The organism is uncultured Chitinophaga sp., from assembly GCF_937898475.1.
Lineage (GTDB): Bacteria > Bacteroidota > Bacteroidia > Chitinophagales > Chitinophagaceae > Chitinophaga.
Genome location: NZ_CALEJS010000015.1, coordinates 609354 through 633981, shown reverse-complemented (window position 1 = coordinate 633981; position 24628 = coordinate 609354). Strand labels below are relative to the sequence as shown.

Sequence of the window (24628 nt, the reverse complement as noted above, 5' to 3'; positions counted from 1 at the left end):
GCCGTCGTCATTTATTTGTAGGACTATGATCAAAAAAATCAAATCTTCTTTCGAACAATTCGCAATCGCTTACCACCTCATTCGCTGGACCATCCTGGCTATTCCCGTATCCATTATCACCGGATCGCTGGTAGCCTTGTTCCTCTGGCTGCTGGATAAAGCTACGCATACACGCTGGCAGCATGAATGGCTCTTATACCTGCTGCCCCTGGCAGGTATCGGTATTTATTTTTTATACAAGAGACTGGGGAAGAACGCTGAAGGAGGAAATAACCTCATTATGGAAGAGATCCATCAGCCGGGAGGGGGTGTTCCTGCCCGTATGGCGCCGCTGGTGCTGCTTACCACGGTGGCAACCCATCTTTTTGGTGGCTCCGCCGGTCGTGAGGGCACAGCAGTACAGATAGGCGGCAGTATGGCCAATATGCTGGGCCGCTGGATGAAGCTAAGCGAAAAGGATCTTCGCATGCTCCTGATGAGCGGTATCGCAGCCGGTTTTGGCGCCGTATTCGGCACCCCATTGGCGGGCGCTGTATTTGCCCTGGAAGTGCTGGCCATCGGCGTGATCCGCTATGATGCGCTGCTGCCTTGCCTCATCTCCGCTGTATTTGCAGATATTATCTGCAGCGCCTGGGGCATACAGCATACACATTACGCTATCCACTACATACACGGCAATGCGCTGCCTTTTCTTCCCTTCTTACATATTGATCTCTGGCTGCTGGCCCGGGTGATCCTGGCAGGCGTGGCCTTCGGACTGGCCAGCTACGCTTTTGCCAATTCCATGCATCTTATTAAACATACAGCCCAACGGTACATCCGGCCGGCCTGGCTGATACCCGCCCTCGGCGGAGTGATCATCATTGTTTTTGCCTGGGCCCTTGGCAGCGAAGATTACCTGGGCCTGGGTGTTTACAGTAAAGACCCTTCCGGCGTAAGTATCGTCAATGCATTTCACGCCGGTGGCGCTGACACCTGGAGCTGGTTATGGAAATTATTGTTTACCGCGATCACCCTGGGCATGGGTTTTAAAGGAGGAGAGGTAACACCATTGTTCTTCATCGGTGCTACCCTGGGCAACACCCTGGCTTTACTTTTGGGGGCGCCGGTAGACCTTTTCGCCGGACTTGGATTCATCGCGGTGTTTGCCGGTGCCACCAATACACCTATCGCCTGTACACTGATGGGCGCAGAGCTTTTCGGCACAGAGCATATATTATACTTCGCCGTAGCCTGCTTCACAGCGTACTATTTTAGTGGTCATAGCGGCATCTATAAGGCGCAAAAGCTGGCAGTACCAAAACAGCCCTAGCGCTGTTTATTTAACCATACCACCTGCTGTTCCGCCTTATGTGCCTGCCCGATTATATCTGCATACAGCTCGGGCCTCCTGGCCTTCCGGTAACGGAAACCGCCTGCCTGTTCCAGCTTTTCAGGGGTACAGTTAGCTATGGCGATATCATTGCCCAGCTGCCGGCATTCTGCCAGTATATCTCCAAACGGATCCAGGATCATTGCGCACCCGTTCTTCAGCTGATCATCATCCATGCCGATGGCATTGGAAAATACTACGTAAACGCCATTATCGTAGGCACGTGCAGGCAGCCATTTCATCAGCCATGCGCGCCCTTTTAAACCGTCAAACTCAATACGGAGGGAGGTAGGATCATTTTCCCGGTTCTGCCAGAGCTGTTTGTCTACAAAGCCGGCGCCCGGCCGGGTAGACGGTGTGCACATGGTTACATGGGGCATGAAGATAATGTCTGCACCCAGCAGGGCGGTAGCTCTTACGTTTTCGATGATGTTATTGTCGTAGCAGATCAGGATACCACATTTCCAGCCATGCAGGTCAAATACTACGTATTGGTTGCCCGGTATCAGGTGCGGGTTAATGAACGGATGCAGTTTCCTGAATCTGGCCACCAGGCCCTGGGCGTTTACGCAGACATAGGCTTTATAGAGATGGTCTTCCGCATCTTTCTCAAACAGTCCGGCAAGGATCGTGATATTGGCTTCGGCGGCAATGTCAGTCAGTGTCTGAATACTGGGGCCTTCTGGAATGCGCTCTGCTACTTCCAGCAGCTGCACTTTGGAGAGTTGACGGGCAAAGGTATAGCCGCTGACAGAACATTCATGGAAGGCGATCACCTGTGCGCCTGCCTGGGAAGCATCCAGCGCCATCCGGCGGATGATTTCCAGGTTATAGGCTTTATCGGCACTGCGATGCTCAAACTGTGCGGTAGCTATTTTTAAGGCTTGCATGTGAATGGATTATGACTGCAAAGGTAGGCCATGCTGCGAGTGCAAACTTGTAAAAATCCGACCTTATGCAGGGAGCTGTATATAATTGAGCGCCAGCAGTCGTGCGCTTTGATACGCTTTGGGAGTGATACCCGCCAGCATACGGAATTCACGGTTAAAATGCGGCTGGTCATAATACCCGGCATCAAATGCCAGTTGGGTTAGGGCGGGAGAGGGGCGCTGCTGCAATGCTTTTAACAGCTGACGGAAACGGATGGTACGCAGGAACTGCTTCGGACTCAGCCCGATCTGTTCACGGAATTTACGCTCCAGCTGTCTTTCTGAGATATGCAGCCCCGTACAGAGCGATGTTATCTGCATCCATCCCTTGCTTTGATATATTAGCGGTAGTGCCTGCCGGATCATGTTATCAGCATGCGCATGCCGCTGCTGCAACTGTTGGATAAGGAAATGGATCACCAGCTTCAGTCTGACATGGTGGTCTGCCGCCCGGATCAGGCTATCCTCCAGGTCCTGCCAGGCAGGCCCGAATATCAGCGGCATGCTGATCAGCTGGTCTGTCAGCTCCTGTGCAGGAATGCCGGTGAGCAAATGCAGTGTATAAGGTTGCAGTACCACCACCAGCATACCGGTATGAACACCGGACAGCAGGTCATGAAACCTGCTGATCTGTCCGTATACAAAGCTGCGGGGTAACAACGCTTCATCGCTTTTCGCAAATGGTTCACGGTAGCAGCATACGATGCCCGCATGCCCGTCGGGCGACAACCGGTGATGACGCAACACGGCCTCATCCTGTTCCAGCACCAGGAAATGTTTCACTACATCACTCAGTATCTGCGGAGGTGCGATTTGCATACTATAAAAGTAATTATCTTTATTGACTAAAATTTTAAGGTTTGCAGTTGTTTGTTGTATGTTCATAACTTCCAACATCCAACGAACCTCGAACCTCAAACCTCAAACTTCAAACTCAGACTATGAAAGCTGTTGCCATTTCTGCGTTCCGTGCTACTCCCGAAGTAATGGATCTCCCCAAACCGGGGCTTCGTCCCGGTACTTTGCTGGTGCGTGTATCCGCCGCCGGTATGAACCCTTTTGACTGGAAAATGATTGATGGAATACTGGATGGACATATGCCCCATCAATTCCCGATGATCATTGGCGTGGATGGCGCCGGTGTTGTGGAGGCTGTAGGAGAAGGCGTTACGCGCTTCAAGACGGGAGACAGGATCTACGGTCAATTCATTCACAGCCCCATAGGAGAAGGCGCCTACGCAGAATATGCGATCGTCCCGGAAAAGGCAGCTATTACGCACGCTCCTTCGTCCATATCACTTGCAACAGCTGCGGCGGTGCCCACCTCGGGCATGACTGCCCTGCAGCTGCTGGAGCACGCAGGGTTGCAGAAGGGGCAAACGTTGCTGATCATAGGCGCTACCGGCGGGGTAGGTTCATTTGCCGTACAAATGGCCGCCGCTGCAGGATTAAAAGTGATTGCTACTGCCGGCAGCACTACCGCTGCAGAACATATCCGCGGGCTTGGTGCAACAGCAGTAATAGATTATAAGAAAGCTCCCGTGCCGGCGCAGATACAAAGCGCTTATTCCAATGGTATTGACGGATTAATAGATCTGATGAGCGATCAGGAAGGCTTCAATGCTAACAGCGCCCTCGTAAAAGAAGGTGGTGTTGCATTTACTACGGCTTTTGTTGCAGATGATGATGTACTGAAAGCGCGGCGCCTCAAAGGTGGTAATTTTGAAACGAAGAGCACTCCCGCATCATTGGATGATCTGACTGCGCTGATAGAAGCCGGAAAATTAAAAGTGCCTGTTGAAACTACCATTTCACTGGAAGATGTAGCCGCTGCACTCGCTAAAAGCAGAACAGGCAGGGCCAGAGGCAAAACGGTGATAAAAATTGCGGATGCGTGATCCCAGTGATCCTGCCATTCCACGGACGCCTATTTACTGGCCTCATCCAACACCGCCACTGCCTCCTTATCCAATTTCAGCCTCGCCGCCTGCATCAGTTCTTCCAGCTGCTCCACACTGGTTGCGCTGGCAATCGGTGCAGCTACACCAGGCCTTTGTGCCAGCCATGCAATTGCAATACTGGCAGGCTGTGTGTGATAGCGAGCCGCCACTTCATCCAGTGCCGCTAATATCCGCAAACCGCGTTCATCCAGGTAGCTCAGGGCTTTTTCTCCACGGGGACTTTTAGCCGCATCTTCCTCTGTTCGGTATTTACCCGTGAGGAAACCGCTGGCCAGCGAATAATAAGGGATTACGCTCAGCTCATGTTCTGTGCAGACAGGCGCATAATCGTGTTCATATCGTTGGCGGCTATAGAGATTATATTCCGGCTGCAGGGTTTCATAACGCGGATAGCCATACTGTTCACTGTTATGCAGCGATAGTGTCAACCTTTCCGGACTCATATTTGAAGCGCCGATCACTCTTATTTTTCCTTCCTGTATCAATGATGCATAAGTGGATAATGTTTCTTCCACCGGTGTGCTCTCATCATCGTAATGCGTTTGATAAAGGTCAATATAGTCTGTTTGCAGCCTGCGTAGCGATGCCTCTACTGCTTGTGTGATATATGCCTTTGAAACGCCTTTCTGTTGTGGTCCCATTTCCGCACCTACTTTAGTGGCGATCACTACCTGCTCTCTTTTACCGCTTTGTTTCAGCCATTTACCGATCAGGGTTTCTGATTCTCCGCCCTGGTTGCCGTCAACCCATTTTGAATACACATCCGCCGTATCTATCAGGTTAAACCCGCCTGCCACAAAGGCATCCAGCAACCTGAAACAGTCTCGTTCGTCTACCGTCCAGCCAAACACATTGCCGCCAAAAGCCAGGGGCGCTACAGTGAGAGCCGATCTTCCCAATTTGCGTTGCTCCATTTTATATTATTTTATAAATATATAATTGCCGCAAAAAAAATACCAGCATGGTGGTTTATAGTTTAAATGTGTGTTTCTGATGACAAATTACACCGGCCTCATATTTGCAGTACTAACCGTCATGCCTATATTAAAAAGAATTGCTATTTTGTGCCGCTATATGCTGCTTTAGTAGTATTCGTCAATACTGTCCATCATCTGCATGAGACCTGAAACATCCCCGTAGCAGCCGGTTTGAGACGTTTTGAAGCATGAATTTTAATTAATTAGGCGTGTTGCTGACAGGTGTCCCTGCAGGAAGAGATGCTTTTAACACAAGAGAACAGATTTTGATAAACGACATATGACAGCGCTATGAGTAAGACCATTATAGTATCTAACAGGCTCCCTGTGAAGATCGCAGAAAAGGACGGAGAATTTGTGCTGGCGCCCAGTGAAGGTGGTTTGGCCACTGGCCTGGGTTCCATCTACAGGAACGGCAATAATGTATGGATAGGCTGGCCCGGGCTTGTAGTGCCGGAACAAAAAGACCAGGACGATATCCGGCAACAGATGGCCGGTATGAACCTCATGCCGGTGTACCTGGAACAGGAAGAGATCAATAACTTCTATGAAGGCTTCTCCAACGAAACATTATGGCCGGTATTCCATTACATGGCCGTGTACGCCCGCTATGAGCAGGGCTATTGGGATGCTTACTATCGCGTGAACGAAAAGTTCCGCGATCTGATTCTGTCTGTGGCTGAGCCCGATGATGTGATATGGATCCACGATTACCAGTTATTGCTGCTGCCCGGCATGATTCGCCAGGCACTGCCTGATGTATCCATCGGCTTCTTTTTACACATACCGTTTCCTTCTTTCGAACTGTTCCGCCTTATACCCTGGCGGGCAGAGCTGCTGGAGGGAATGCTGGGAGCTGACCTGCTGGGCTTTCATACTTTTGATGATAGCCGGCATTTCATCAATGCAGTTACCCGCATATTGCCCATTAACGCCTCCGCCAATCAGCTGATGGTGAACGACCGCGCCGTTGTTGCGGAAACTTTTCCCATGGGCATCGATTATGACAAGTATGCCTCCATGGGCACGGATGCGGAAGTGCAGCAACAGTTGCGACAGCTGGAAGAGAATTTCCACGGCATTAAAATGATCCTTACCATCGACCGCCTGGATTACAGCAAAGGGATCCTGCAGCGCCTGCAGGCTTTTGAACTCTTCCTGCAATTATACCCTGAGTATGCAGAGAAGGTGGTATTATACATGATCGTTGTGCCGTCCCGCGATACGGTGCCGCAGTACGTGGCCCTGCGCGACGAGATCGATAAGCTGGTAGGGGGCATCAATGCCCGCTTCCGTACCATTAACTGGCACCCTGTCCATTATTTTTACCGCTCTTTCCCGATAGAGACACTGTCTGCACTGTATAATTTTGCTGATATATGCCTGGTAACACCCATGCGCGATGGTATGAACCTGGTGAGCAAGGAATACGTGGCCAGCCGCACACAGAATAACGGCGTGCTCATACTCAGTGAAATGGCGGGCGCATCCAAAGAACTGATAGATGCACTGATCGTAAACCCCAATAACATCGGGGCTATTACCCGTGCACTGGAAGAAGCGCTTATTATGCCGCTGCCGGAGCAATACCGGCGCATGAAGCAGATGCGGCAGGTGGTTGCCAAATTCAACGTCAACCACTGGGTGAAACTATTTATGGACCGCCTGCAGGAAGTGAAGCAGATCCAGCAATCCATGCTGGCCCGCCGTCTCAGTACCGATATGCAGCTGCATGTACAGCAGGCCTACAAAAAGGCCGGCCGCCGCGCTATCTTCCTGGATTATGACGGTACATTAGTGGGCTTTAACGTGAATGTTGACCTGGCCTCGCCAGACCAGGAGCTGTATCACCTGCTGCGCTCACTGACCGCAGATCCGTCCAACGAAGTAGTGATGATCAGCGGACGCAAGCATGAAACGCTTTCTGAATGGCTGGGCCACCTGCGTTTGCACCTGATAGCAGAACATGGCGCCTGGCAAAGGAGACAGGGAGGCAAATGGCATAAGCTGCCCGGCCTGAACGATCAATGGAAACAGGAGATCTATACCATACTGGACACTTATACAGACCGTACCCCGGGCTCTTTTATTGAAGAAAAAAGCTATTCCCTGGTATGGCACTACCGCAAGGTAGAGGCAGGATTGGGTGAACTGCGCGCCAATGAATTAGTGGGTACCCTCCGGTACTATACGTCGGATAAAGGACTGATGGTATTGCCGGGCGATAAAGTGATTGAGGTGAAGAACGCGGAGATCAATAAGGGTAGGGCTACGCTCAACTGGTTGCATGACGATCACTTCGATTTCGTGATGGCCATCGGCGATGATCATACCGATGAGGATATTTTCAAAGCTCTTCCGGAAGATGCCATCACTATCAAAGTGGGCAGCCAGGTATCCGCTGCCAGATATTACCTGCGTAATTTCAAGGAGGTAAGACAGTTTCTGACAACCTTAGTATAGGCGGATTTTCCGCCGCCGCCATTGGGAGGAGCACCGGAGCTCATGTGCACAGGCTCCCGGGGCTCCTCACAATGACCAAGGCGGCGTCTCTTACAAAAATATCGGCTTATCCAGTTTCATCGCTATCCTGTACGCAGCATTCATCAATCCCACATGGCTGTAAGCCTGCGGGAAATTGCCCCACTGGCTGCCATTCTCTTCATCTATATCTTCACTGAACAGCAATAAGTGATTCGAATACTGCAGCAGGTTCTCAAACTCCCTGATGGCATCATCCAGCCGTCCTACACAGGCCAATGCTTCCACATACCAGAAGGCACATACCAGGAATGTGGTTTTGGGTTTACCAAAATCATCCGCATGCAGGTAACGGTAGAATAAGCCCTGCGGCGTTTTTAGCTCTTTTTCCAATGCTTCCAGGTGATCGCGTGCCCTGTCAGATTCAGGATCCAGGTAGTACATCATGATCAGCTGCAATGTGCTGGCATCCAGGTGGCGGCTGCCGGCAGCATTGGTGTATACCCGGCGTTCAGGATCAAAGCAGCTCTCAATATGCTGAGCTGCCTTTTCCTTCAGGGCAGTAGCTTTTTCTACCAGGGGCTGGTGACCAATGGTACGCGCCATCTTTTCAGCGGCCGAGCAGCCCGCCCACTGGAATAGGTTGGAATAGCAATGTATATTGGCAAAATTGCGGAACTCCCATATGCCTGCATCCTTCTCGTCTATTGTACGTTCTATCTTGTTCAGCAGATATTCTATCCACCAGGCAGAGTCCTTGCGTTCTGAAAATATAAAGCGGTGGTCGGTATACAGGGGCAGCATGGAGATGAGCACCTGTCCGTAAATATCGTTCTGTATATGTTCATAGGCCTGGTTGCCGATGCGTACCGGCTGGTTGCCCTGGTAACCGCTCAGGTGCGGGAGGATCTCTTCTACCAGGTTCTTCTGGCCTGTAATACCGTAAAGCGGCTGGTAACGGTAGTCGCCTGAGAATGAAATATCTGTTACATAATTGAAGTAGCGTTCCATCTCCTCGAAATGCCCGATGTGGTTCAGCGCGGTAATCACATAATAGGTATCGCGCAACCAGCAATACCGGTAGTCCCAGTTGCGGCCACTGTTCGGGAACTCGGGCAAACTGGTGGTACTGGCCGCAATAATAGCGCCGGTATCCTCATACTGGTGGATCTTGAGGGTGAGGGCAGAACGTATTACATATGGCTGGTAGAAGTTGGCAATATTGGAATGTTTGATCCAGGTACGCCAGTAATTGATGGTTTCCCGCAGAAAATTCTCTGCAGTGCTCACCAAAGAGGCCTCCAGCGGACTGCCATAAGTTAGTAACAGGTAGCGGGTATCGTTCAGTACGAAATACTGTTCGTCCAGCAGGTAGTTCACCGGTATGTTGGTGGTCAGACGCATGCGTCCATCGGCGCCCAGGAACTCTACGTGATTGCTGCCAAACTGCGCCTGCAGCTTACGCGCGCCATAATCAGTTGCCGGGTGGCATTTTACCTGTATGCGGGGAGAGCCTTCCAGCGGTTCTATTTTCCTGACCAGCATGAGCGGTTTGAAATAACGTTCATACTGGTAAAAACGCGGTGCAAAATCTGTAACCTTGTACTTTCCGTTGGCAGAAGTGATCTCCGTGCAAAGTACATTGGTATTCTCCATGTAGTATTGCCTGGAAGTAAATTCTCCCTCGGGCAGAATAGAAAAGCAGCCGCCTTTCTCTTTATCCAGTAATCCTCCGAAAACAAAAGTGCTGTCCATACGGGGCCAGCAAAGCCATTCAATGTTGGTGTTGCGGTGTACATGCGCCAGGAAGGCGCAGTTGCCAATTAATCCGGTCTGATAGGTATGTCTTTCCATAGCTAAGTCGTACTGAACAAAAGATACGCCAAAATAAGAAAGTTTAAAGGATTGAGGGTTTGAAAGTTTGAAGGTGCCCCAACAATGCAGGCCACGCTCAAGCCATCAAATGTTTAAACGCTCAAACGCTCAATCTCCAAACGTTCAATCGTTTAAACCGTCTTTTTTGCTTATTTTTAATACATGCAATTGGTCAACGAACAGCAATTCCTGCCGCGCTTTGCCCGTATGGGCAGAAAACCCGGTGATGGAATCATGTATGTCCTGGCAGGAGACCTGGGTGGCACCAAAACCAGGCTGGCACTCTTTGAGGTGAGCAATGGGGAGACACAGCTGGTGCATGAAAAGAGTTACCCCTCACAGGATTATACTTCCTTTACAGACCTGGCGCAGGAATTTATCAGCCTGCAGCCGGCCCAAAAACCGCAACGTATATGTATCGGCGTAGCGGGGCCTGTAATAAAAGGCAGGGTAGAGCTCACCAACCTGTCAAGAGAGCTCACGGTAGCAGAGATACAGCAAACCACCGGTGTTGAAGAAACTTTCCTGATCAATGACCTCGAAGCTACGGCATACGGACTGGCCACCCTGCAGCCCGACAGCCTGCTCACCCTGCACTCCGGCGAACCGGAAACCGGCGGCAATATGGCCATCATCGCCCCGGGCACCGGGCTGGGAGAGGCGGGCCTCTTCTGGGACGGTGAACTGTATTCACCTTTTGCCACAGAAGGCGGTCACTGCGACTTTGCCCCGCGCAATGAGCTGGATATGGAACTGCTGGAATTCCTACAGGAAAAATACCAGATCGTTAGCTGGGAGCGCCTCGTCTCCGGACCCGGCATCTATGATACCTTCCAGTTCCTGCGGGACGTACGGCATATGCACGTGCCCGACTGGCTGGAACATGCCCTGCAGGAAAAAGACCCCGCCGCCGTCATCAGCGGTAATGCTATTGAACAAAAGGTATCTATCTGCATCAAAACCATGGAAATGTTTGTGCGCTACCTGGCCCGGGAAAGCGCTAACCTGGTGTTTAAAATGAAATCTACCGGCGGGCTCTTTATCGGGGGCGGTATCCCTCCCCGCATCATCCCCCTGCTGCAGAATAATAATTTCTACCATCATTACCTGCAGGGCGACCGCCTGATAGAGCTGCTGGCAGCCGTTCCCCTGCACGTTATCAGCAACGATAAGGCCGCCTTAAGAGGTGCTGCCTATTATGCCATACACCGCGAACAATAAAGTGGATAATAGTGTTAATTCTATATTCATTTTAATTTTTAACGTTTGCCTTTCAATTTTATTCAAGCCAGGTGGTTACGTATATGTGTAATAGCCGGATGCGCTTTATTGGGACTTGTGATTGTATTGTGGCTGGCACTGGCCCTCTATATCCATCTTAACAGGGAGACCTTTCTTCGCCAGATCACTGATCGCCTGAACCAGCGCCTGCACGGCACATTGACCATACAGGAAATGAACCCATCCCTGTTGCGCAGCTTTCCCCATGTATCTATAGAGCTCGAAACCCTGCAGCTGAAAGACAGCCTCTGGCAACAGCATCGCCACCTGCTGCTGGATGTCAAGCGTATATTCGTTAAAGTGAATACCTTCACATTATTGCGCCGCCGCATGGATATCAGGGAGATAACAATGGAAGACGGTACCATTTACCTCTATACTAACGCATCCGGTTACACGAATGCCACAGTGTTCTCCGGCAAGGAACAAAAGAAAGAAGGCAGCTCCGGTAAAGACGCAGACATCGGTAAGCTCTCACTTCGTAACATGGAGCTGGTGCTGGATAACCAGCAGAAAAATAAACGTTTCCACTTTACCATACGCAGGATGGATGGCCGCGTGGACGCCTCTGACAAGGCCTTGCAATTCGATGTGCAAACCCGGCTGCTCGTGAACAGCTTCTCCTTTAATACCCTTCGGGGCAGTTACCTGAGGAACCAGGAACTGGAAACTACCCTGACATTTAATTTCAATAAGCAGCAGAAAAAGCTGTCAATACCAGCCCAGCGTTTCAGCATCGGTGGTCAATCTGTGACCCTCAGTGCTACATTCGACTTCGGGCACGACCCCGCTGCGTTCGCAATTAATATCGGTGCGGTCAATATGCCCTATCATCACGCTACATCCCTGCTGCTGCCGCATCTGCAGCAAAAGCTGGATAGCATAGACCTGCAGCAACCACTGGATGTGCAGGCCATGATCAAGGGGCATATGCGCCCGCATGATACTCCTGATGTCAGGGTGAAATGGCACACAGAAAATAATATACTTGTTACCAAAGCCGGCCAGTGGGACAGTTGCGGTTTTAATGGAAATTTCACCAATGAGCTGATTCCCGGTTATGGTCATCATGACGCCAATTCTGCTGTACGCATTTACCAGCTGCATGCCAGGTGGAGCGGCGTGCCGCTGAATGCGGATACCATACAGGTGCTCAACCTGAAACACCCGGAGCTTATGGGGCGCTTTCGTTCCGCTTTCCCGCTGCAACAGCTGAACGAACTGACCGGCAATACCTACGAATTTCAAGGCGGCACCGCTACCGCCAACCTCTTCTATAAAGGCAGTATCCTGGCAGGCGACAGCCTTACGCCTTACCTGGATGGCGACATTGCCATCAGGAATGGCAGCTTCACTTATTTACCCCGCAACCTGCAGTTCCGCGATTGCAATGCCACCATACAGTTCTCCGGGCAGGATCTCTTCTTTCACCAGGTGATGGTGAAAAGCGTAAAGAGCACCTTGCAGATGGAGGGCAGTATGCGCAACATCGTGGGACTGTTCTTCAAAGCGCCTGAAAAGATCCAGCTGGACTGGGATATCCGCAGTCCGATGATAGACCTGGACGAGTTCCGCTTTTTCCTGGCGCCCCGTAAAACCAGCAGGCACAAAACCAGTAAGGCGGCTGCCGGCGCAGCTTCCCGTAAAGCCCGGCGCCTGGCCCGCCAGCTGGAGATAGTGATGGAGTCCTGCAATGTGAATATGCGCATTGCTGTTGACAAGCTGAACTACCGCCGTTTTGATGCAGCGCAGGTAATGGCCGCCGTCAGCCTCACCCAGTCAGACATCCTGTTGCAGCAGGTTTCCCTGGCACACGCAGGGGGCAGCCTCCGGCTGAATGGCGCTGTTCATCCCCAGGGCAATAATAACCGTTTCAAACTGAATGGGTCGATCAATAATGTTCATATCGATCAGTTGTTCTATGCCTTTGAGAATTTCGGTATGCAATCCTTAACATCCCGTAACCTCAAAGGCATATTATCTGCTCGCGCCAATATCAATGGTAACCTGCACGACAACGGCCAACTGGCCCCCGGCTCCATGTACGGAGAACTGAGCTTTGACCTGAAACAGGGAGCCCTGGTACATTTTGCCCCCCTGGAAGACATTGGCACCTTCTTCTTCCGGAAACGGAACCTGTCCAATATCACTTTTGATAACCTCAGCAATACCCTGCAGCTGAAGGGGAATAAGATAATCATCCCGCCCATGCAAATTTCTTCCAGCGCCATTATGATGGACGTTAGCGGGGTATACGGTATGCCCCGTGGCACAGATATCTACCTGGAAGTACCCCTGCGTAACCCGGAGAAGATCGCTAAAAAAGGAAAACGGGGCTTCACACTACACCTGCGCGCCACTGACGATAATAAGGAGGGAAAGGTGAAAATAAAGCTGGGAAAGCAGTAACCTGCGCCTGTTCACACACGTTTAACGGGGAAATCCTGCATTTTTACTAATTTTGCGCCCGTTAAACCGTTAACAGTGAATATTATGCGTAAGGTTCTGCCGATAGTGACAGCAATGGTGCTGGTAGTGTTATCCGCCTGTAAGAAGGAAGATAACGCAACCCCGCATCGTAATTTCTATGGAAAATGGTACTACGAATCAGCCGTTTTTAAAGAATATACCGTCACTGCCGGGGATACTTCCTACTCACGGCTGGATACACTGCGCTACAATGGAGCTGAATATATTGATTTTACCCAGAGCGGTATAGCCCTGCGTTTCTATTCTGATGCGCATAGTGTAGATACGTTCCGCTTTGAAGAGATCACACCTGTATTCTTCCACCTCGATTCACTGCTCTGTGAAGCTACCGCTGTTACCGACACCGCACTGCGCTATAATACCCTTGATTTCAGCTATGATGAAACGCCAAAGGTGAAGATCTCCCAGACTTTCTATACACTGAAAAAATAGCAGCCATCCCGCGACCAGGACGGCTGTTACGGTAACTGTTCCGTCTATTTGCTTTATGTGTCGGCTCGATAACCGGCACCATTCATCCACGTTATAGAAAAAGAAAGTACAGTGCTATTGGTGAATAGTCTATGTACCCGTTATAGATTTAACAGTGATAACTGGAATGCCCGGTATGCAGCTGACTATTTTAAGGGTGTTAATTTGATGCCGTATAGTTTGGTCCATGGACCGATGGACTACGTCCGTGAACTACACCAATCTAACAACAAGGGTTAAAGAAAAGTTTAAATGCTTTGGAGATATGAAGCTATGCGAAAGTCGGGCTGCAGGATACCCGGTAATAGAAGTGTACAAACGTGCAAAACCCCGTTGCGGGGTTTGTTATGCAGATCCGCTATACAGGCGGTCATATCAGTAAAACGGCCCTTCATCAGGCTTCACCCCGTAAGGTCATCTCTATCTGCTCTTTAACATCCACGCTAAAACCTTCCAGCTCTATTTGGGGATGTTCATCCAGCTTGATTCTTATCCGCCCGTTCTCTTTGGAAAGGGCATCATGCATTGGCTCTAACAGTGCATATATCAGGGTTTTGCCATTCTGGGCAAGGTGGTTCAGCAGGGCGTCCTCCAACTGAAGAAACTCCCGGTTTTTGTAGGAATAACAGATTTGTATCATAACTCAAAGAAACTCAAAGGATAGTTCAGGAACAGGATATTAATTTCTTAAAAGTATAAAAATAATTCATATAAAAAAAATTGTGCTAAGAAGCAAGGGGGGCGATGCGATATCTGGTAATTCCCGGTAATTCCCGGTCTTTACCGTTCGTCAAAATTTTGGGAAATGCCTGATATTCTATAGACTAGGGATCATCGACCATGGATTAAAAAGTCCTATATTGCCGTCCTTATATCATTATCACTTCGAAAATGCAACCATTACGATTTAGCTTATTCATTTGTATCTGCCTGTGGGCCTTTACGGCGCAGGCACAGCCGGGAAAATCCACCAGGTGGAGCAGCAACGGGCAATCTATTTACAGCGTAGAGCGTGGCAGTATCGTAGCCACAGCACTGAAAAACGGGCAGCAGCAGGTAAAGATCACCACTGCCCAGCTAACACCCGCCGGCGCTAACCAGCCCCTGGAGGTAAAAGATTTTTCCTTTTCTGCAGATGAGCAACACCTGCTGATCTACACCAATTCTAAAAAGGTATGGCGTTATGAAACCCGGGGCGATTACTGGGTGCTCGATATTGCCGCCGGCCAGCTGAAACAGCTGGGCAAAACCTTACCGCCATCTTCACTGATGTTCGCCAAGCTTTCACCAGACGGCACCAAAGCAGCCTATGTGAGCGATCATAACCTGTACGTGGAAGACCTTGCCTCCGGCAACATCAAGGCACTTACAAAGGATGGCACCCGCCGTTTTATCAACGGTACCTTCGACTGGGCATATGAAGAGGAATTCAGCTGCCGGGACGGCTTCCGCTGGAGCCCTGATGGCCGCTCCATTGCCTACTGGCAGATAGATGCCACCAGGATCAGGGACTTCCTGATGATCAATAATACTGATTCCATCTACTCCTTCACCGTACCCGTAGAGTACCCGGTAGCCGGACAATTACCTTCCGCCTGCCGCATCGGCGTAGTGGATATTGACAAAGGCAATACCACCTGGCTGCCCGTACCCGGCGATCCGCAACAGCACTATATTCCCCGCATGGAATGGGTGCCCGGCAAAAACCTGGTGATCCTGCAGCAGCTGAACCGCAAGCAGAACCATAGTAAAATAATGCTCTGCAACCCGGCCAATGGCTCCGTAAAAACGGTGTTCGAAGAAACTGATCCGGCTTTTATAGACGTGAAAGCCCGCTGGGACAATGATGATATTACCGGCTGGGACTGGATCCGCAACGGCGCCGCATTTATCTGGGTAACGGAGAAAGACGGCTGGCGTCATCTCTATGATATTGATCTGAACAGCGGTAAAGCCACCCTGATCACCCCGGGCAACTACGATGTGATCAATCTCTGCAAGATAGATGAAGCGCGCCGCCTGGCCTATGTACTGGCTTCTCCCGAAAAACCTACGCAGCAGTACCTGTACAAAGTATCGCTGGATGGGAAGGGCAAACCGGAACGTATTACACCTGCAGACCAGCCCGGCACGCATAATTATGAAATATCTCCGGATGGCCAGTACGCTATTCACGAGTTCTCTAATTACTACATTTATCCTACCAGTGAGATCGTACACCTGCCAGACCATAAGAATCCTACCGGCGGTGATTTGTCTGCTGAAATAAAGGCCAAATCAGCCGCATCCCAAAGGCTGGAATTTTTCAACATCACTACTGCCGATGGCGTTAACATGGACGGCTGGATGAGAAAGCCCGCCAATTTCGACTCTACCAAGAAGTATCCCGTGGTATTCTATGTATACGGAGAGCCCGGCGGCGCCACTGCAAAAGACCAGTTCGGGGCAGGCCATGCCTGGCTTTACAAAGGCGATATCAGTGCAGATGGCTACATCTACGTCTCTATGGATAACCGCGGTTCTCCGCTGCCCAAAGGCAGGGAATGGCGGAAATGTATTTACCGCCGCATAGGTGAGATCAATACCCGCGACCAGGCGCAGGGCGCTTTGGCGCTGTTCAAGGACCGCCCTTATATGGATACTTCCCGCGTAGCCGTATGGGGCTGGAGCGGCGGTGGTTCCATGACGCTGAACCTGTTGTTCCAGTACCCGGAGATTTACAAAACAGGTATTGCCATTGCTGCAGTAGGCAACCAGCTCACCTATGACAATATCTACCAGGAACGCTATATGGGCCTGCCGGAAGAAGGCAACGATGCCTTTGTGAAAGGTTCGCCTATTACATACGCCAAAAACCTTCGCGGCAACCTGCTGTACATTCATGGTACCGGGGATGATAACGTGCATTACCAGAACGCAGAAATGCTGCTGAATGAACTGATCAAATACAATAAGCTGTTCCAGTTCATGGCTTATCCCAACCGCACGCACAGTATCAGCGAAGGAGCGGGAACGCATGAGCACCTGGTTAATTTATATACACATTATCTGAAGCAATATTGCCCTCCGGGTGCGAGGTAAGGAGGGCCTTCATCCAACGTCATTGCGAGGAGCAATAGGCCCCGCAGGTGCCGCGACGAAGCAATCCTTTTAACGACAAACGTAATCAATAAACGTAATGACCATTTGCCGTTAAAAGGATTGCTTTGCCCCCGGCTTCCCGCAAAGGCTTTGCACCGCCTCGCAATGACGTAGGATGTAATGCCCCTTACTCACTCCCATGATGGCAATGAAGCTCCTCTGCCTTAAAAAGAAACCCCATTTCCCATTAAAAATACCGGCCTGTTTCTTGCAGCTGTTCCTCCTCAAAACACCTCGCCATGCCCAAATCCAATCCTCTCATCGTTGCGCTCAAAGAGCTCCTTCACGGCGGCCATGCCCATGTTACTTTTGAAGACGCTGTAAAAGACCTTCCCCCGGACCTCCAGGGTGTTGTTCCTCCAGGTATGCCCTATAGCATCTGGCAGCTGGTGGAGCACATCCGCATTACCCAATGGGATATTCTCGAATTTTCCAGAAGCGAAAAACATGTGTCGCCTGAGTGGCCTTCCGGCTATTGGCCAAAAGAAAAAGCCCCGGCAGATGCCGCGGCCTGGAAACATAGCCTCGGGCAGATCCACCGGGACCTTAAAGCCTTCATTGCATTATTAGAACAGCCGGATGCCGACCTGTATGCGCCCTTTCCCTGGGGTAACGGCCAGCACCTCCTGCGCGAAGCCATGCTGATCGCAGATCATACCAGCTACCATACCGGTGAAATCATTGTGTTAAGACGCATGCTGCATGCATGGGAGTGACAACCGGCTACCGCCGGTTAGACTCTCTTCCACAAACAATCTGCAAACCACTGCCGCTGATCACTGAACTCCGTCACCGGCTCAAAGCCCGACTGTGCTGCCAGCTGGGCAATATCTTCATGGCTGTATTTCTGTGAGATCTCCATGTATATCGGTTCGTGCAGGTCAAAATGCACTTCCACCTCATCGCCTATATGCACTACCTGCTTTTGCAGGCTCACCAGGTAGCTTTTACAAGCGCCGGTGCCGGGATCATATACCGGATAGTGCTCAAACAAGGCCGGATCAAAATCTGCATGCAGCTCACGGTTGATGCGGCGCAGCAGGTTCAGGTTAAACTCACGGGTATAGCCTGCACTGTCGTTATAGGCGTTTAAGATGATCTGCGGATGTTTCTTCAGATCGAAGCCCACCAGTATCATATCCCCGGGATGCATGCTGTGGTAGAGGTGCCGACAAAACTTCCCGGCTGCCAATGGCGTAAAATTGCCGATGTTGGCGCCCATGAACAGCAGCACTTTAGGATGTTGGCTTTGCGCGTTTACCTGCAGCAGCATGTCGAAGTATTCGCCGTTCATTCCCTGCATCTGCAGACCGGGCAACTGGGCCGGCAGCGCTTTTTCCAGTTGCGAGATCACATTGGCAGATATATCGATAGGGTAGTAAGTAAAGTCTGCACCCGTCTGCAGCAATTGCCGCAGCAGGTGGATGGATTTGGTGGCGTCTCCCGGTCCAAGTTCCACCAGGTCAAAGTGCCCTGACTGGCTGCTCAGCGCCGCAGCGATGGCGGCCGCCTGTTCCTGCATAATCTCCATTTCGCAATCCGTCAGGTAATATTCCTTGCAATGCATGATCTCCTGGAAAAGCCGGTCGCCCTCCGCATCATAGAAATACTTGGAGTCCAGGTGCTTAGGCATGGCGCTCAAACCACGTACAACATCCTGGAAAAAGGCGCCGGCCGGCGTGCCGGGAGCAGCGCAGGGCCGCAACGTTTGAATTACAGTGGTGGTATACATAATTTCCGTGATTGTTGAATTAAAGCTGCCAGCAACCAGCTGTTAGCTGCTGGCTTTTTTCTCCGTCGCTAACTGCCGGGAGCTAGCTGCCTGCCGCTAACCTGATCCCCATAAACTGCCAGCGCAGCTGTGGGTGGAAGAAGTTCCGGTAAGTGATACGGCTATGTCCCGGGGGCGTTACTTCAGAGCCGCCGCGCAGCACCATCTGGCTCACCATGAATTTACCATTGTACTCCCCGATAGCGCCGGGCGCTTTAACAAAGCCGGGGTAGGGCAGGTAGGCGCTTTCCGTCCATTCCCAGCGTTGGCCCCACTGTAGTTGCGGAGCGGCGGCTTCCCATTCAAATTCAGTGGGCAGCCGCAAGCCCTTCCAGGCGGCATATGCCGCGGCTTCGTAAAAGCTGACATGGCACACCGGTTCGTCCGGCGCCAGGGGCTGTAGTCCCTGCCAGGTGTAATGCATCCACTGTCCGTCTATATAATGCCAGTATAATGGAGAGGATACCTGCTGCGTCTTCACCCAGTCCCAGCCTTCCGCATGCCAGTGCCTGAAATCGCGGTAGCCGCCTGCGTCCATAAAGGCCAGGTATTCACGGTTACTCACCAGCTGCGTGCTGATAGCATACGGCTGCAGGAGAACGGGGTGGCGTTGCAGTTCATTGTCAAAGCAGAAGCCATCGCCCTGGTAACCTATTTCGTATATGCCACCCGGTATGGACAGCATCTCCGCCTGGCCGCTTACCGGCTTCGTAATACCTGCCGGCTTCTCTTTACAGTAGGGCGGGAACAGGGGATTGTGTCCCAGTATATACTTGATATCTGTATACAGCAGCTCCTGGTGTTGCTCCTCATGGTTCAGCCCCAGGATCACCAGCTCTTCCAAAGCAGGTGTAAGCTGCTGGTCAAGAAAGTGTTGCATGGCCTTATCTACATACGCACGGTAACGCATAATGTCTTCTACGGCAGGACGGCTGAGGTTCCCGCGGTTGGTACGTATCACCCTGGCTCCCACAGACTCATAGTAGCTGTTGAAAACAAAATTGTAGTCCGGATCAAATTCCGTATAACCCGGCACGTTAGGCCTGAGCAGGAAAGTCTCGAAGAACCAGGTGGTATGCCCTAAGTGCCATTTAGGCGGACTTACATCCACAACGGGCTGCACTACATAGTCTTCAGTTTTCAGGGGCGCGCATATTGTTTCGGATCTTTTTCGTACCGTTTCATAGTTGTTCCATAATTGCATATAAACTTCGTTTTGCGCTTAACACTGAACGCTTATTCATCATACAGCGTTCCGCCTTCAGCGTTCTAAATACTCCTTCAGATCAGAAATGCTTCGGATATTCAATGTTGCAGCCTGTTGCCTGCGCATCATAAGGGCGTATGTGTTGTTGAAGCCGATGGGATTCAGCCACTTTATGCCATATTGCTGCAGGAAAGCGCGGCTCACATGATCGTATACTTTTTGTTTGTAACCGATCAGCGAATCTATCGTTGGCTGTGGGGCCTGCAATATTACCAGCAGGCCGGTACCGGTATATTCTGGGTAAAGGTCTATCTGGTCATTCAGCAATGCATCAAAACAGATCTTGGTGCCGCCCAGCCCTGTTTTGGTAATAGCTTGCAGGTCTGTATATCCGTCTACCAGCATCTTATACATATTCGCCAGGATATACCCATCTCCGAAAATTTTGGAGCCTATGCGGATGGTACCTTTCGTGCCTCCGCGGGCCGGTTTCCATAACTGCTTTGCTACGAGGAAATCTTTGGCCACCCTTGCCGGATCCTGCTTCAGATGATCAACCCGGTAGTTGAGCTCCGTCATAATGCTATCATTAATGGTGCCAGACAATTTGTTCAGCGCTGGCTCCAGTTCGGGGTATTTATCCAGCGTAGACTGCCTTACAATGGGCGCTGCATAGTATGGCGGAAATATATGTTTGTCATCATCCAGCACTGCCAGGTCAAATGCTTTTACCCGTCCGTCAGTACTGCTGCCGCTGATCACATCTATCTTTTTTTCGTAGGCTGCTTTGTACATGATCATGTCATTGATCACAACTGTACGTATCTGCAGACCGTATACCGCTCGCAGCCCAAGGTCGCCGTCGCGCCGCCCCATAAATTCCGGGGTAAAGCCCGCCAGCAGCCGGGAGCCATAGGCCGGTGGCAACAGGTAGAAAGAGGAGAGGAGCAGCAGCGCAACAGGCAATACATACACGGCTTTGCGCGCTTTGCGTAATTGTATCCGCTGCAACAGCGACAGCAGGCCGTCAAATAAAACGGCCAGCAGGGCAGCCGGTATGGCGCCTGCCAGGATCATGTTCGTATTGTTCAGGGCAATGCCGCCAAAAATGAATTCTCCCAGTCCGCCGGCCGCAATATAAGCCGCCAGTGTAGCCACGCCCACATTGATCACCGTGGCGGTGCGGATGCCCGCCAGTATGACCGGCATGGCCAGCGGCAATTGTATCCTGTACAAAAGCTGTTTACGGTTCATGCCCATACCAACAGCGGCATCGGTGACCGATGGATTTACTTCATTGATGCCGGTATACGTATTGCGGATGATGGGCAGCAGCGCATACAGGAACAGGGCCACAATTGCAGGCTTTGCGCCGATGCCCAGCAGCGGGATCATAAAGCCCAGCAAGGCAATGCTGGGGATCGTCTGTAAAATACCGGCGATGCCCAGTACCAGGCCTGCCAGTTTTTTCCTGCGGGTAATAAGGATGCCCAGGGGCAGGCCGATGAGCACCGCTATCAGCAGTGAAATAAAGGTAAGGCCAATATGTTGCAGCGTTTGTTCCAGCAGTTTACCGGACTCCTGCTGCAGGAAATCGCTAAAGCTTTGTTGTGGTTCCATGTGCCTGGGCAGTTTGCTTATATACGGAGAGGGCGGTCATCAGGGACCTGCTGTCCATGGTGTACACCTCTGTCCTGAAGTCTACAGAGATCACGCCCTCTATTCCCATTGTCCGCTGCAGTGCATCCCAGGCAGAGATCGTGCCCGGCAATACATGCGGCTGGTAATGATCTGTTTCTGCCGTTGGCGGCAGGTAAGGTTTAAGGTCTGCCAGGCTGAGCGACTTCAGTTCCAGCAGCAGGTGCTGATCTTTGAAGAAGGCCCGCACAAAATCGTTGGCGGGCGTGAACAGCAGCTCCGCGGGAGTGCCCAGCTGTTGCAGTACGCCCTGGTCCATCAGCCCGATACGGTCGCCCAGTTCAAAAGCTTCTGTTACATCATGTGTAACGAGGATCACCGTTTTGTTGTTCAGTTCATCCAGCGCCCTGAATTCATTACGTACGCTGGCGCGGGTAACAGGGTCCAGCGCGCCGAAAGGCTCGTCCATCAGCAGAATGGGTGGATCTGCTGCCAGCGCCCTTGCCAGGCCTACCCGCTGCTGTTGCCCGCCGCTTAAGCGGTTGGGATAGGCATCCCGGTACTCTGCCGGGGGCAGATGCAGCTTTTCCATCAGTATGTTGGTTCGCTGGTCAATGCGTTCCTCCTCCCATTCCAGCAGCCTGGGTACTACCGCTATGTTTTCCGCTACGGTATAGTGGGGAAAAAGCCCGTTATCCTGCAGCACGTAACCAATGCCGCGGCGCAGCTGCTCGGGAGACTGGTCCCTGGTTAATTTACCATTTACGTAGATATTGCCTTTATCCGGCTCTTCCAGCCGGTTGATCATGCGCAGGGTGGTAGTTTTACCGCTGCCGCTGGTGCCCAGCAGCACCAGTATCTCGCCCGGACGCACCTCGAACGATACATCGGCCACCGCCGCCTTGTTCTGAGAGAAGTATTTGTAAACGTGCTCCAGCTTTATCATGATCAGCTTACCGGTTTAAATAGTTTGAGGTTGGAAGTTCGTTGAAAGTTTAAAGGTTAAGAACAGATCTGCCATGCTGGCTTACAGGCCCTGAAATAATAAACCGCCAACAAACCTCCCGCCTTAAACTTCAAACCCGTCACAATTAAGTTAGGCAATCATCGGAAACCGGTGGGGAAAAAGTTACCCACATTGTCCGTTATCCACAATTGCTTATTTATCAAGCGACAGGAAAAGATTATTCAAAGCTTCTGCATACAAGGGATGCGCAAATACCATCTCTTTCATCTGCTGTGCCGTAATGCCGCCCAGCATGGCCATCTGCAGTAAGGACATCAGTTCGCCGCCCTCGGCGCCGAATATCGCTGCACCGAGTATTTTACCGCTGCCGGGCGCTATGAGCACTTTCATGAAACCTTCCGTATTGCCGGTTTCAATAGCCCTGGCCACATTGTTCATGGGCAGACTGGCTACCTGGTACCGCAGCCCCTGTTGCGTGGCTTCTTTTTCAGACAGTCCTATACGCCCCAGCTGCGGATCGGTGAACATACAGTAAGGCACCTGTCTCTCTGCAGTAGTGATATTGGCTTTCTCTATCAGGTTCTTATACACGATCAGGTGATCGTGGTAAGCGATGTGTGTAAACGCCGGACCACCCTTTACATCTCCCAGGGCATAGATACCGGGCTCGCTGGTTTCCAGCCGGTCGTTTACGATGATATAGCCATGCGCATCTGTTTTTACCCCGGTTTGTTCCAGGCGCAGGGCCGCTGTTTGCGGCGCCCTGCCGGTGGCCACCAGCAGATGGGAACCCTCTACCGTATGGGTCTGGCCACCGGTGCCGATGGTGAGTACAATATGGCGGCTGGTCTGCTCCACCTGCTGCGCCTCCGCACCGGTAAATATGCCGATGCCTTCGCCTTCCAGCATTTTACGGATGGCGGTGGTAACATCGTCATCCTCGCGCGACAATAATTGCGGCGCCCGTTCAATGATGGTCACCTCACTGCCGAAGCGGCGGAACATCTGCCCGAACTCCAGGGCAATATAGCTGCCCCCCAGGATCAGCAGATGGGAGGGAAGCGTAGTTAGATCCAACAGGGTGGTGCTGGTGAACCAGGGAATATTGCTTAGTCCGGGTATATCGGGTATCCGCGGCCAGCTGCCGGTATCAATGAAGATATGTTCTGCAGTGATCAGTTCCGATCCGCCATTGTTCAGGGCAACGTGAAGGGTTTTTCGCCCCGTAAAGGAAGCCTCGCCGTAAAAAAGTGTCTGGCGCTCGCCTTGCAGCCTTTTTTCATTGCCGGCCCGGAAACCGGATACGATCTTGTTCTTTCGTTCCACCACAGCCTCCAGATTGGTGGCGTAACCATCTACCCGGACGCCCCAGCGGTCACTGTTGGCCGCTTCATAGGCCACCCGGGCGCTGGCTACCATGGTTTTGGTGGGCGTACAACCATCATTGATGCAGGTGCCGCCCGCCCAGCGTTTTTCTACCAGGGCGGTATTCCATCCCGCCTGGGCCAGTTTACGGGCAAGCGGAGTGCCGCCCTGTCCTGAGCCAATGATAATTGCGTCAAAATGTTGCATAACACGGAACGGCCCAAATATTATACCACCCGGTTTTTCTTACCTTTGCGTCCTATGTCCAAAAGTACACTTACAGGTATAGCCGCTGCCGTTATTGTCATTGTCAGCGCTTTCCTGCCATGGCTCACGATAGAAAGCAAGCACCTGGTATTCACCGGCCTTCAGACAAAAGGTTCCAATTTCGGTGAACCGGGAAAACTGAATATTATACTTGCAATCATTGCCGGGTTATTATTTATTGCGCAGAAACAATGGGCGCAGCGGGTAAATGTATTCATCTCCGGCTTTCTCATAGCCTGGACCTTCCGTAATATGATCCTGTTTGCACGTTGCGAAATGGGAGAGTGCCCGCATAAGGAGATCGGCCTTTATTTATCGCTCCTGGGCGCTATCGTTGCATTTATAAGTGTCGTTACACAAAAAAGAAAAGTTTGAAGTTTGAGGTTAGTTAGATGTTAGCGGTTTAACTAGTGTTCCCTCCGATCATAAACCTGT

At 51.3% G+C, this 24628-nt stretch carries 19 protein-coding genes; 9 read left to right on the top strand and 10 right to left on the bottom strand.

Features of this window, described 5'->3' with window-relative positions; genetic code table 11:
* Positions 1 to 25 precede the first annotated feature (25 nt).
* Positions 26 to 1312, top strand: a complete 1287-nt coding sequence (locus Q0577_RS09440; protein ID WP_298735311.1) for a voltage-gated chloride channel family protein — start codon at positions 26 to 28, stop codon at positions 1310 to 1312.
* Here Q0577_RS09440 and Q0577_RS09435 read toward each other — a convergent pair.
* On the bottom strand, positions 1309 to 2262 hold the full coding sequence (locus tag Q0577_RS09435; protein WP_298735309.1) for a nitrilase family protein: 954 nt from the start codon (positions 2260 to 2262) through the stop codon (positions 1309 to 1311). The genes Q0577_RS09440 and Q0577_RS09435 overlap by 4 nt on opposite strands.
* Before the next feature lie 63 nt (positions 2263 to 2325).
* On the bottom strand, positions 2326 to 3120 hold the full coding sequence (locus Q0577_RS09430; RefSeq protein WP_298735306.1) for a helix-turn-helix domain-containing protein: 795 nt from the start codon (positions 3118 to 3120) through the stop codon (positions 2326 to 2328).
* 122 nt (positions 3121 to 3242) lie between these two features.
* On the opposite strand from Q0577_RS09430, the gene Q0577_RS09425 reads away from it, so the two are divergent.
* A complete protein-coding gene (locus tag Q0577_RS09425) occupies positions 3243 to 4199 on the top strand; it encodes an NADP-dependent oxidoreductase (protein WP_298735304.1) in 957 nt (318 codons plus the stop codon).
* A 29-nt stretch (positions 4200 to 4228) separates the two neighbouring features.
* On the opposite strand, the gene Q0577_RS09420 is transcribed toward Q0577_RS09425, so the two are convergent.
* Positions 4229 to 5176 carry an aldo/keto reductase gene (locus Q0577_RS09420; protein ID WP_298735301.1) on the bottom strand — a complete coding sequence of 316 codons (948 nt, stop codon included), beginning with the start codon at positions 5174 to 5176 and terminating at the stop codon, positions 4229 to 4231.
* A 354-nt stretch (positions 5177 to 5530) separates the two neighbouring features.
* Between Q0577_RS09420 and Q0577_RS09415 the strand changes: the two genes are divergently transcribed.
* Positions 5531 to 7702: a bifunctional alpha,alpha-trehalose-phosphate synthase (UDP-forming)/trehalose-phosphatase gene (locus Q0577_RS09415; RefSeq protein ID WP_298735298.1), complete on the top strand. Its 2172-nt coding sequence runs from the start codon at positions 5531 to 5533 to the stop codon at positions 7700 to 7702.
* Between the two features lie 90 nt (positions 7703 to 7792).
* Here Q0577_RS09415 and Q0577_RS09410 read toward each other — a convergent pair whose 3' ends face one another.
* The gene (locus Q0577_RS09410; RefSeq protein WP_298735295.1) at positions 7793 to 9574 is read right to left on the bottom strand and encodes a glycoside hydrolase family 15 protein; all 1782 of its coding nucleotides are present in this window, start codon (positions 9572 to 9574) and stop codon (positions 7793 to 7795) included.
* 183 nt (positions 9575 to 9757) lie between these two features.
* Between Q0577_RS09410 and glk the strand changes: the two genes are divergently transcribed.
* From glk to Q0577_RS09395, 3 genes are all read left to right on the top strand, one after another.
* Positions 9758 to 10816 (top strand): glucokinase, encoded by a 1059-nt coding sequence (glk, locus tag Q0577_RS09405; protein WP_298735292.1) that lies wholly within the window; start codon positions 9758 to 9760, stop codon positions 10814 to 10816.
* A 45-nt stretch (positions 10817 to 10861) separates the two neighbouring features.
* Complete coding sequence (locus Q0577_RS09400) at positions 10862 to 13285, top strand: AsmA-like C-terminal region-containing protein (RefSeq protein ID WP_298735289.1); 2424 nt, start codon at positions 10862 to 10864, stop codon at positions 13283 to 13285.
* Between the two features lie 84 nt (positions 13286 to 13369).
* Positions 13370 to 13798 carry a hypothetical protein gene (locus Q0577_RS09395; protein WP_298735285.1) on the top strand — a complete coding sequence of 143 codons (429 nt, stop codon included), beginning with the start codon at positions 13370 to 13372 and terminating at the stop codon, positions 13796 to 13798.
* Between the two features lie 433 nt (positions 13799 to 14231).
* Here the strand turns inward: Q0577_RS09395 and Q0577_RS09390 are convergent, their stop codons facing one another.
* Positions 14232 to 14477, bottom strand: a complete 246-nt coding sequence (locus tag Q0577_RS09390) for a hypothetical protein (RefSeq protein WP_298735283.1) — start codon at positions 14475 to 14477, stop codon at positions 14232 to 14234.
* A 251-nt stretch (positions 14478 to 14728) separates the two neighbouring features.
* Between Q0577_RS09390 and Q0577_RS09385 the strand changes: the two genes are divergently transcribed.
* On the top strand, positions 14729 to 16918 hold the full coding sequence (locus tag Q0577_RS09385; RefSeq protein WP_298735280.1) for a S9 family peptidase: 2190 nt from the start codon (positions 14729 to 14731) through the stop codon (positions 16916 to 16918).
* A 299-nt stretch (positions 16919 to 17217) separates the two neighbouring features.
* Entirely contained in the window at positions 17218 to 17694 is a 477-nt protein-coding gene (locus Q0577_RS09380) for a DinB family protein (RefSeq protein WP_298735277.1), read from the top strand.
* A 17-nt stretch (positions 17695 to 17711) separates the two neighbouring features.
* Here the strand turns inward: Q0577_RS09380 and Q0577_RS09375 are convergent, their stop codons facing one another.
* The 5 genes from Q0577_RS09375 to Q0577_RS09355 all read right to left on the bottom strand — a co-directional run bounded on the left by Q0577_RS09375 (position 17712) and on the right by Q0577_RS09355 (position 24133).
* Positions 17712 to 18710, bottom strand: a complete 999-nt coding sequence (locus Q0577_RS09375) for an L-histidine N(alpha)-methyltransferase (protein WP_298735274.1) — start codon at positions 18708 to 18710, stop codon at positions 17712 to 17714.
* Between the two features lie 82 nt (positions 18711 to 18792).
* Positions 18793 to 19953, bottom strand: a complete 1161-nt coding sequence (gene egtB / locus Q0577_RS09370; RefSeq protein ID WP_298735272.1) for an ergothioneine biosynthesis protein EgtB — start codon at positions 19951 to 19953, stop codon at positions 18793 to 18795.
* 57 nt (positions 19954 to 20010) lie between these two features.
* Positions 20011 to 21576 carry an ABC transporter permease/substrate-binding protein gene (locus tag Q0577_RS09365; protein ID WP_298735270.1) on the bottom strand — a complete coding sequence of 522 codons (1566 nt, stop codon included), beginning with the start codon at positions 21574 to 21576 and terminating at the stop codon, positions 20011 to 20013.
* Positions 21554 to 22540 (bottom strand): ABC transporter ATP-binding protein, encoded by a 987-nt coding sequence (locus Q0577_RS09360; protein WP_298735268.1) that lies wholly within the window; start codon positions 22538 to 22540, stop codon positions 21554 to 21556. Before Q0577_RS09360 ends, Q0577_RS09365 begins: the two co-directional genes overlap by 23 nt.
* A gap of 213 nt (positions 22541 to 22753) precedes the next feature.
* Positions 22754 to 24133 carry a mercuric reductase gene (locus tag Q0577_RS09355; RefSeq protein ID WP_298735265.1) on the bottom strand — a complete coding sequence of 460 codons (1380 nt, stop codon included), beginning with the start codon at positions 24131 to 24133 and terminating at the stop codon, positions 22754 to 22756.
* Positions 24134 to 24187: 54 nt separating this feature from the next.
* Here Q0577_RS09355 and Q0577_RS09350 point away from each other — a divergent pair, with 54 nt between their 5' ends.
* On the top strand, positions 24188 to 24568 hold the full coding sequence (locus Q0577_RS09350; protein ID WP_298735262.1) for a hypothetical protein: 381 nt from the start codon (positions 24188 to 24190) through the stop codon (positions 24566 to 24568).
* Positions 24569 to 24628: the final 60 nt, after the last annotated feature.

Bases quoted from the DNA above. Each gene is read 5' to 3' on its own strand.
- Q0577_RS09420 (WP_298735301.1), bottom strand. From the start codon at position 5,176: ATGGAGCAACGCAAATTGGGAAGATCGGCTCTCACTGTAGCGCCCCTG.
- Q0577_RS09395 (WP_298735285.1), top strand. From the start codon at position 13,370: ATGCGTAAGGTTCTGCCGATAGTGACAGCAATGGTGCTGGTAGTGTTA.
- Q0577_RS09435 (WP_298735309.1), bottom strand. From the start codon at position 2,262: ATGCAAGCCTTAAAAATAGCTACCGCACAGTTTGAGCATCGCAGTGCC.
- Q0577_RS09390 (WP_298735283.1), bottom strand. From the start codon at position 14,477: ATGATACAAATCTGTTATTCCTACAAAAACCGGGAGTTTCTTCAGTTG.
- glk (WP_298735292.1), top strand. From the start codon at position 9,758: ATGCAATTGGTCAACGAACAGCAATTCCTGCCGCGCTTTGCCCGTATG.
- Q0577_RS09425 (WP_298735304.1), top strand. From the start codon at position 3,243: ATGAAAGCTGTTGCCATTTCTGCGTTCCGTGCTACTCCCGAAGTAATG.
- Q0577_RS09430 (WP_298735306.1), bottom strand. From the start codon at position 3,120: ATGCAAATCGCACCTCCGCAGATACTGAGTGATGTAGTGAAACATTTC.
- Q0577_RS09380 (WP_298735277.1), top strand. From the start codon at position 17,218: ATGCCCAAATCCAATCCTCTCATCGTTGCGCTCAAAGAGCTCCTTCAC.
- Q0577_RS09385 (WP_298735280.1), top strand. From the start codon at position 14,729: ATGCAACCATTACGATTTAGCTTATTCATTTGTATCTGCCTGTGGGCC.
- Q0577_RS09350 (WP_298735262.1), top strand. From the start codon at position 24,188: ATGTCCAAAAGTACACTTACAGGTATAGCCGCTGCCGTTATTGTCATT.
- Q0577_RS09415 (WP_298735298.1), top strand. From the start codon at position 5,531: ATGAGTAAGACCATTATAGTATCTAACAGGCTCCCTGTGAAGATCGCA.
- egtB (WP_298735272.1), bottom strand. From the start codon at position 19,953: ATGCAATTATGGAACAACTATGAAACGGTACGAAAAAGATCCGAAACA.
- Q0577_RS09375 (WP_298735274.1), bottom strand. From the start codon at position 18,710: ATGTATACCACCACTGTAATTCAAACGTTGCGGCCCTGCGCTGCTCCC.
- Q0577_RS09360 (WP_298735268.1), bottom strand. From the start codon at position 22,540: ATGATAAAGCTGGAGCACGTTTACAAATACTTCTCTCAGAACAAGGCG.
- Q0577_RS09410 (WP_298735295.1), bottom strand. From the start codon at position 9,574: ATGGAAAGACATACCTATCAGACCGGATTAATTGGCAACTGCGCCTTC.
- Q0577_RS09355 (WP_298735265.1), bottom strand. From the start codon at position 24,133: ATGCAACATTTTGACGCAATTATCATTGGCTCAGGACAGGGCGGCACT.
- Q0577_RS09440 (WP_298735311.1), top strand. From the start codon at position 26: ATGATCAAAAAAATCAAATCTTCTTTCGAACAATTCGCAATCGCTTAC.
- Q0577_RS09365 (WP_298735270.1), bottom strand. From the start codon at position 21,576: ATGGAACCACAACAAAGCTTTAGCGATTTCCTGCAGCAGGAGTCCGGT.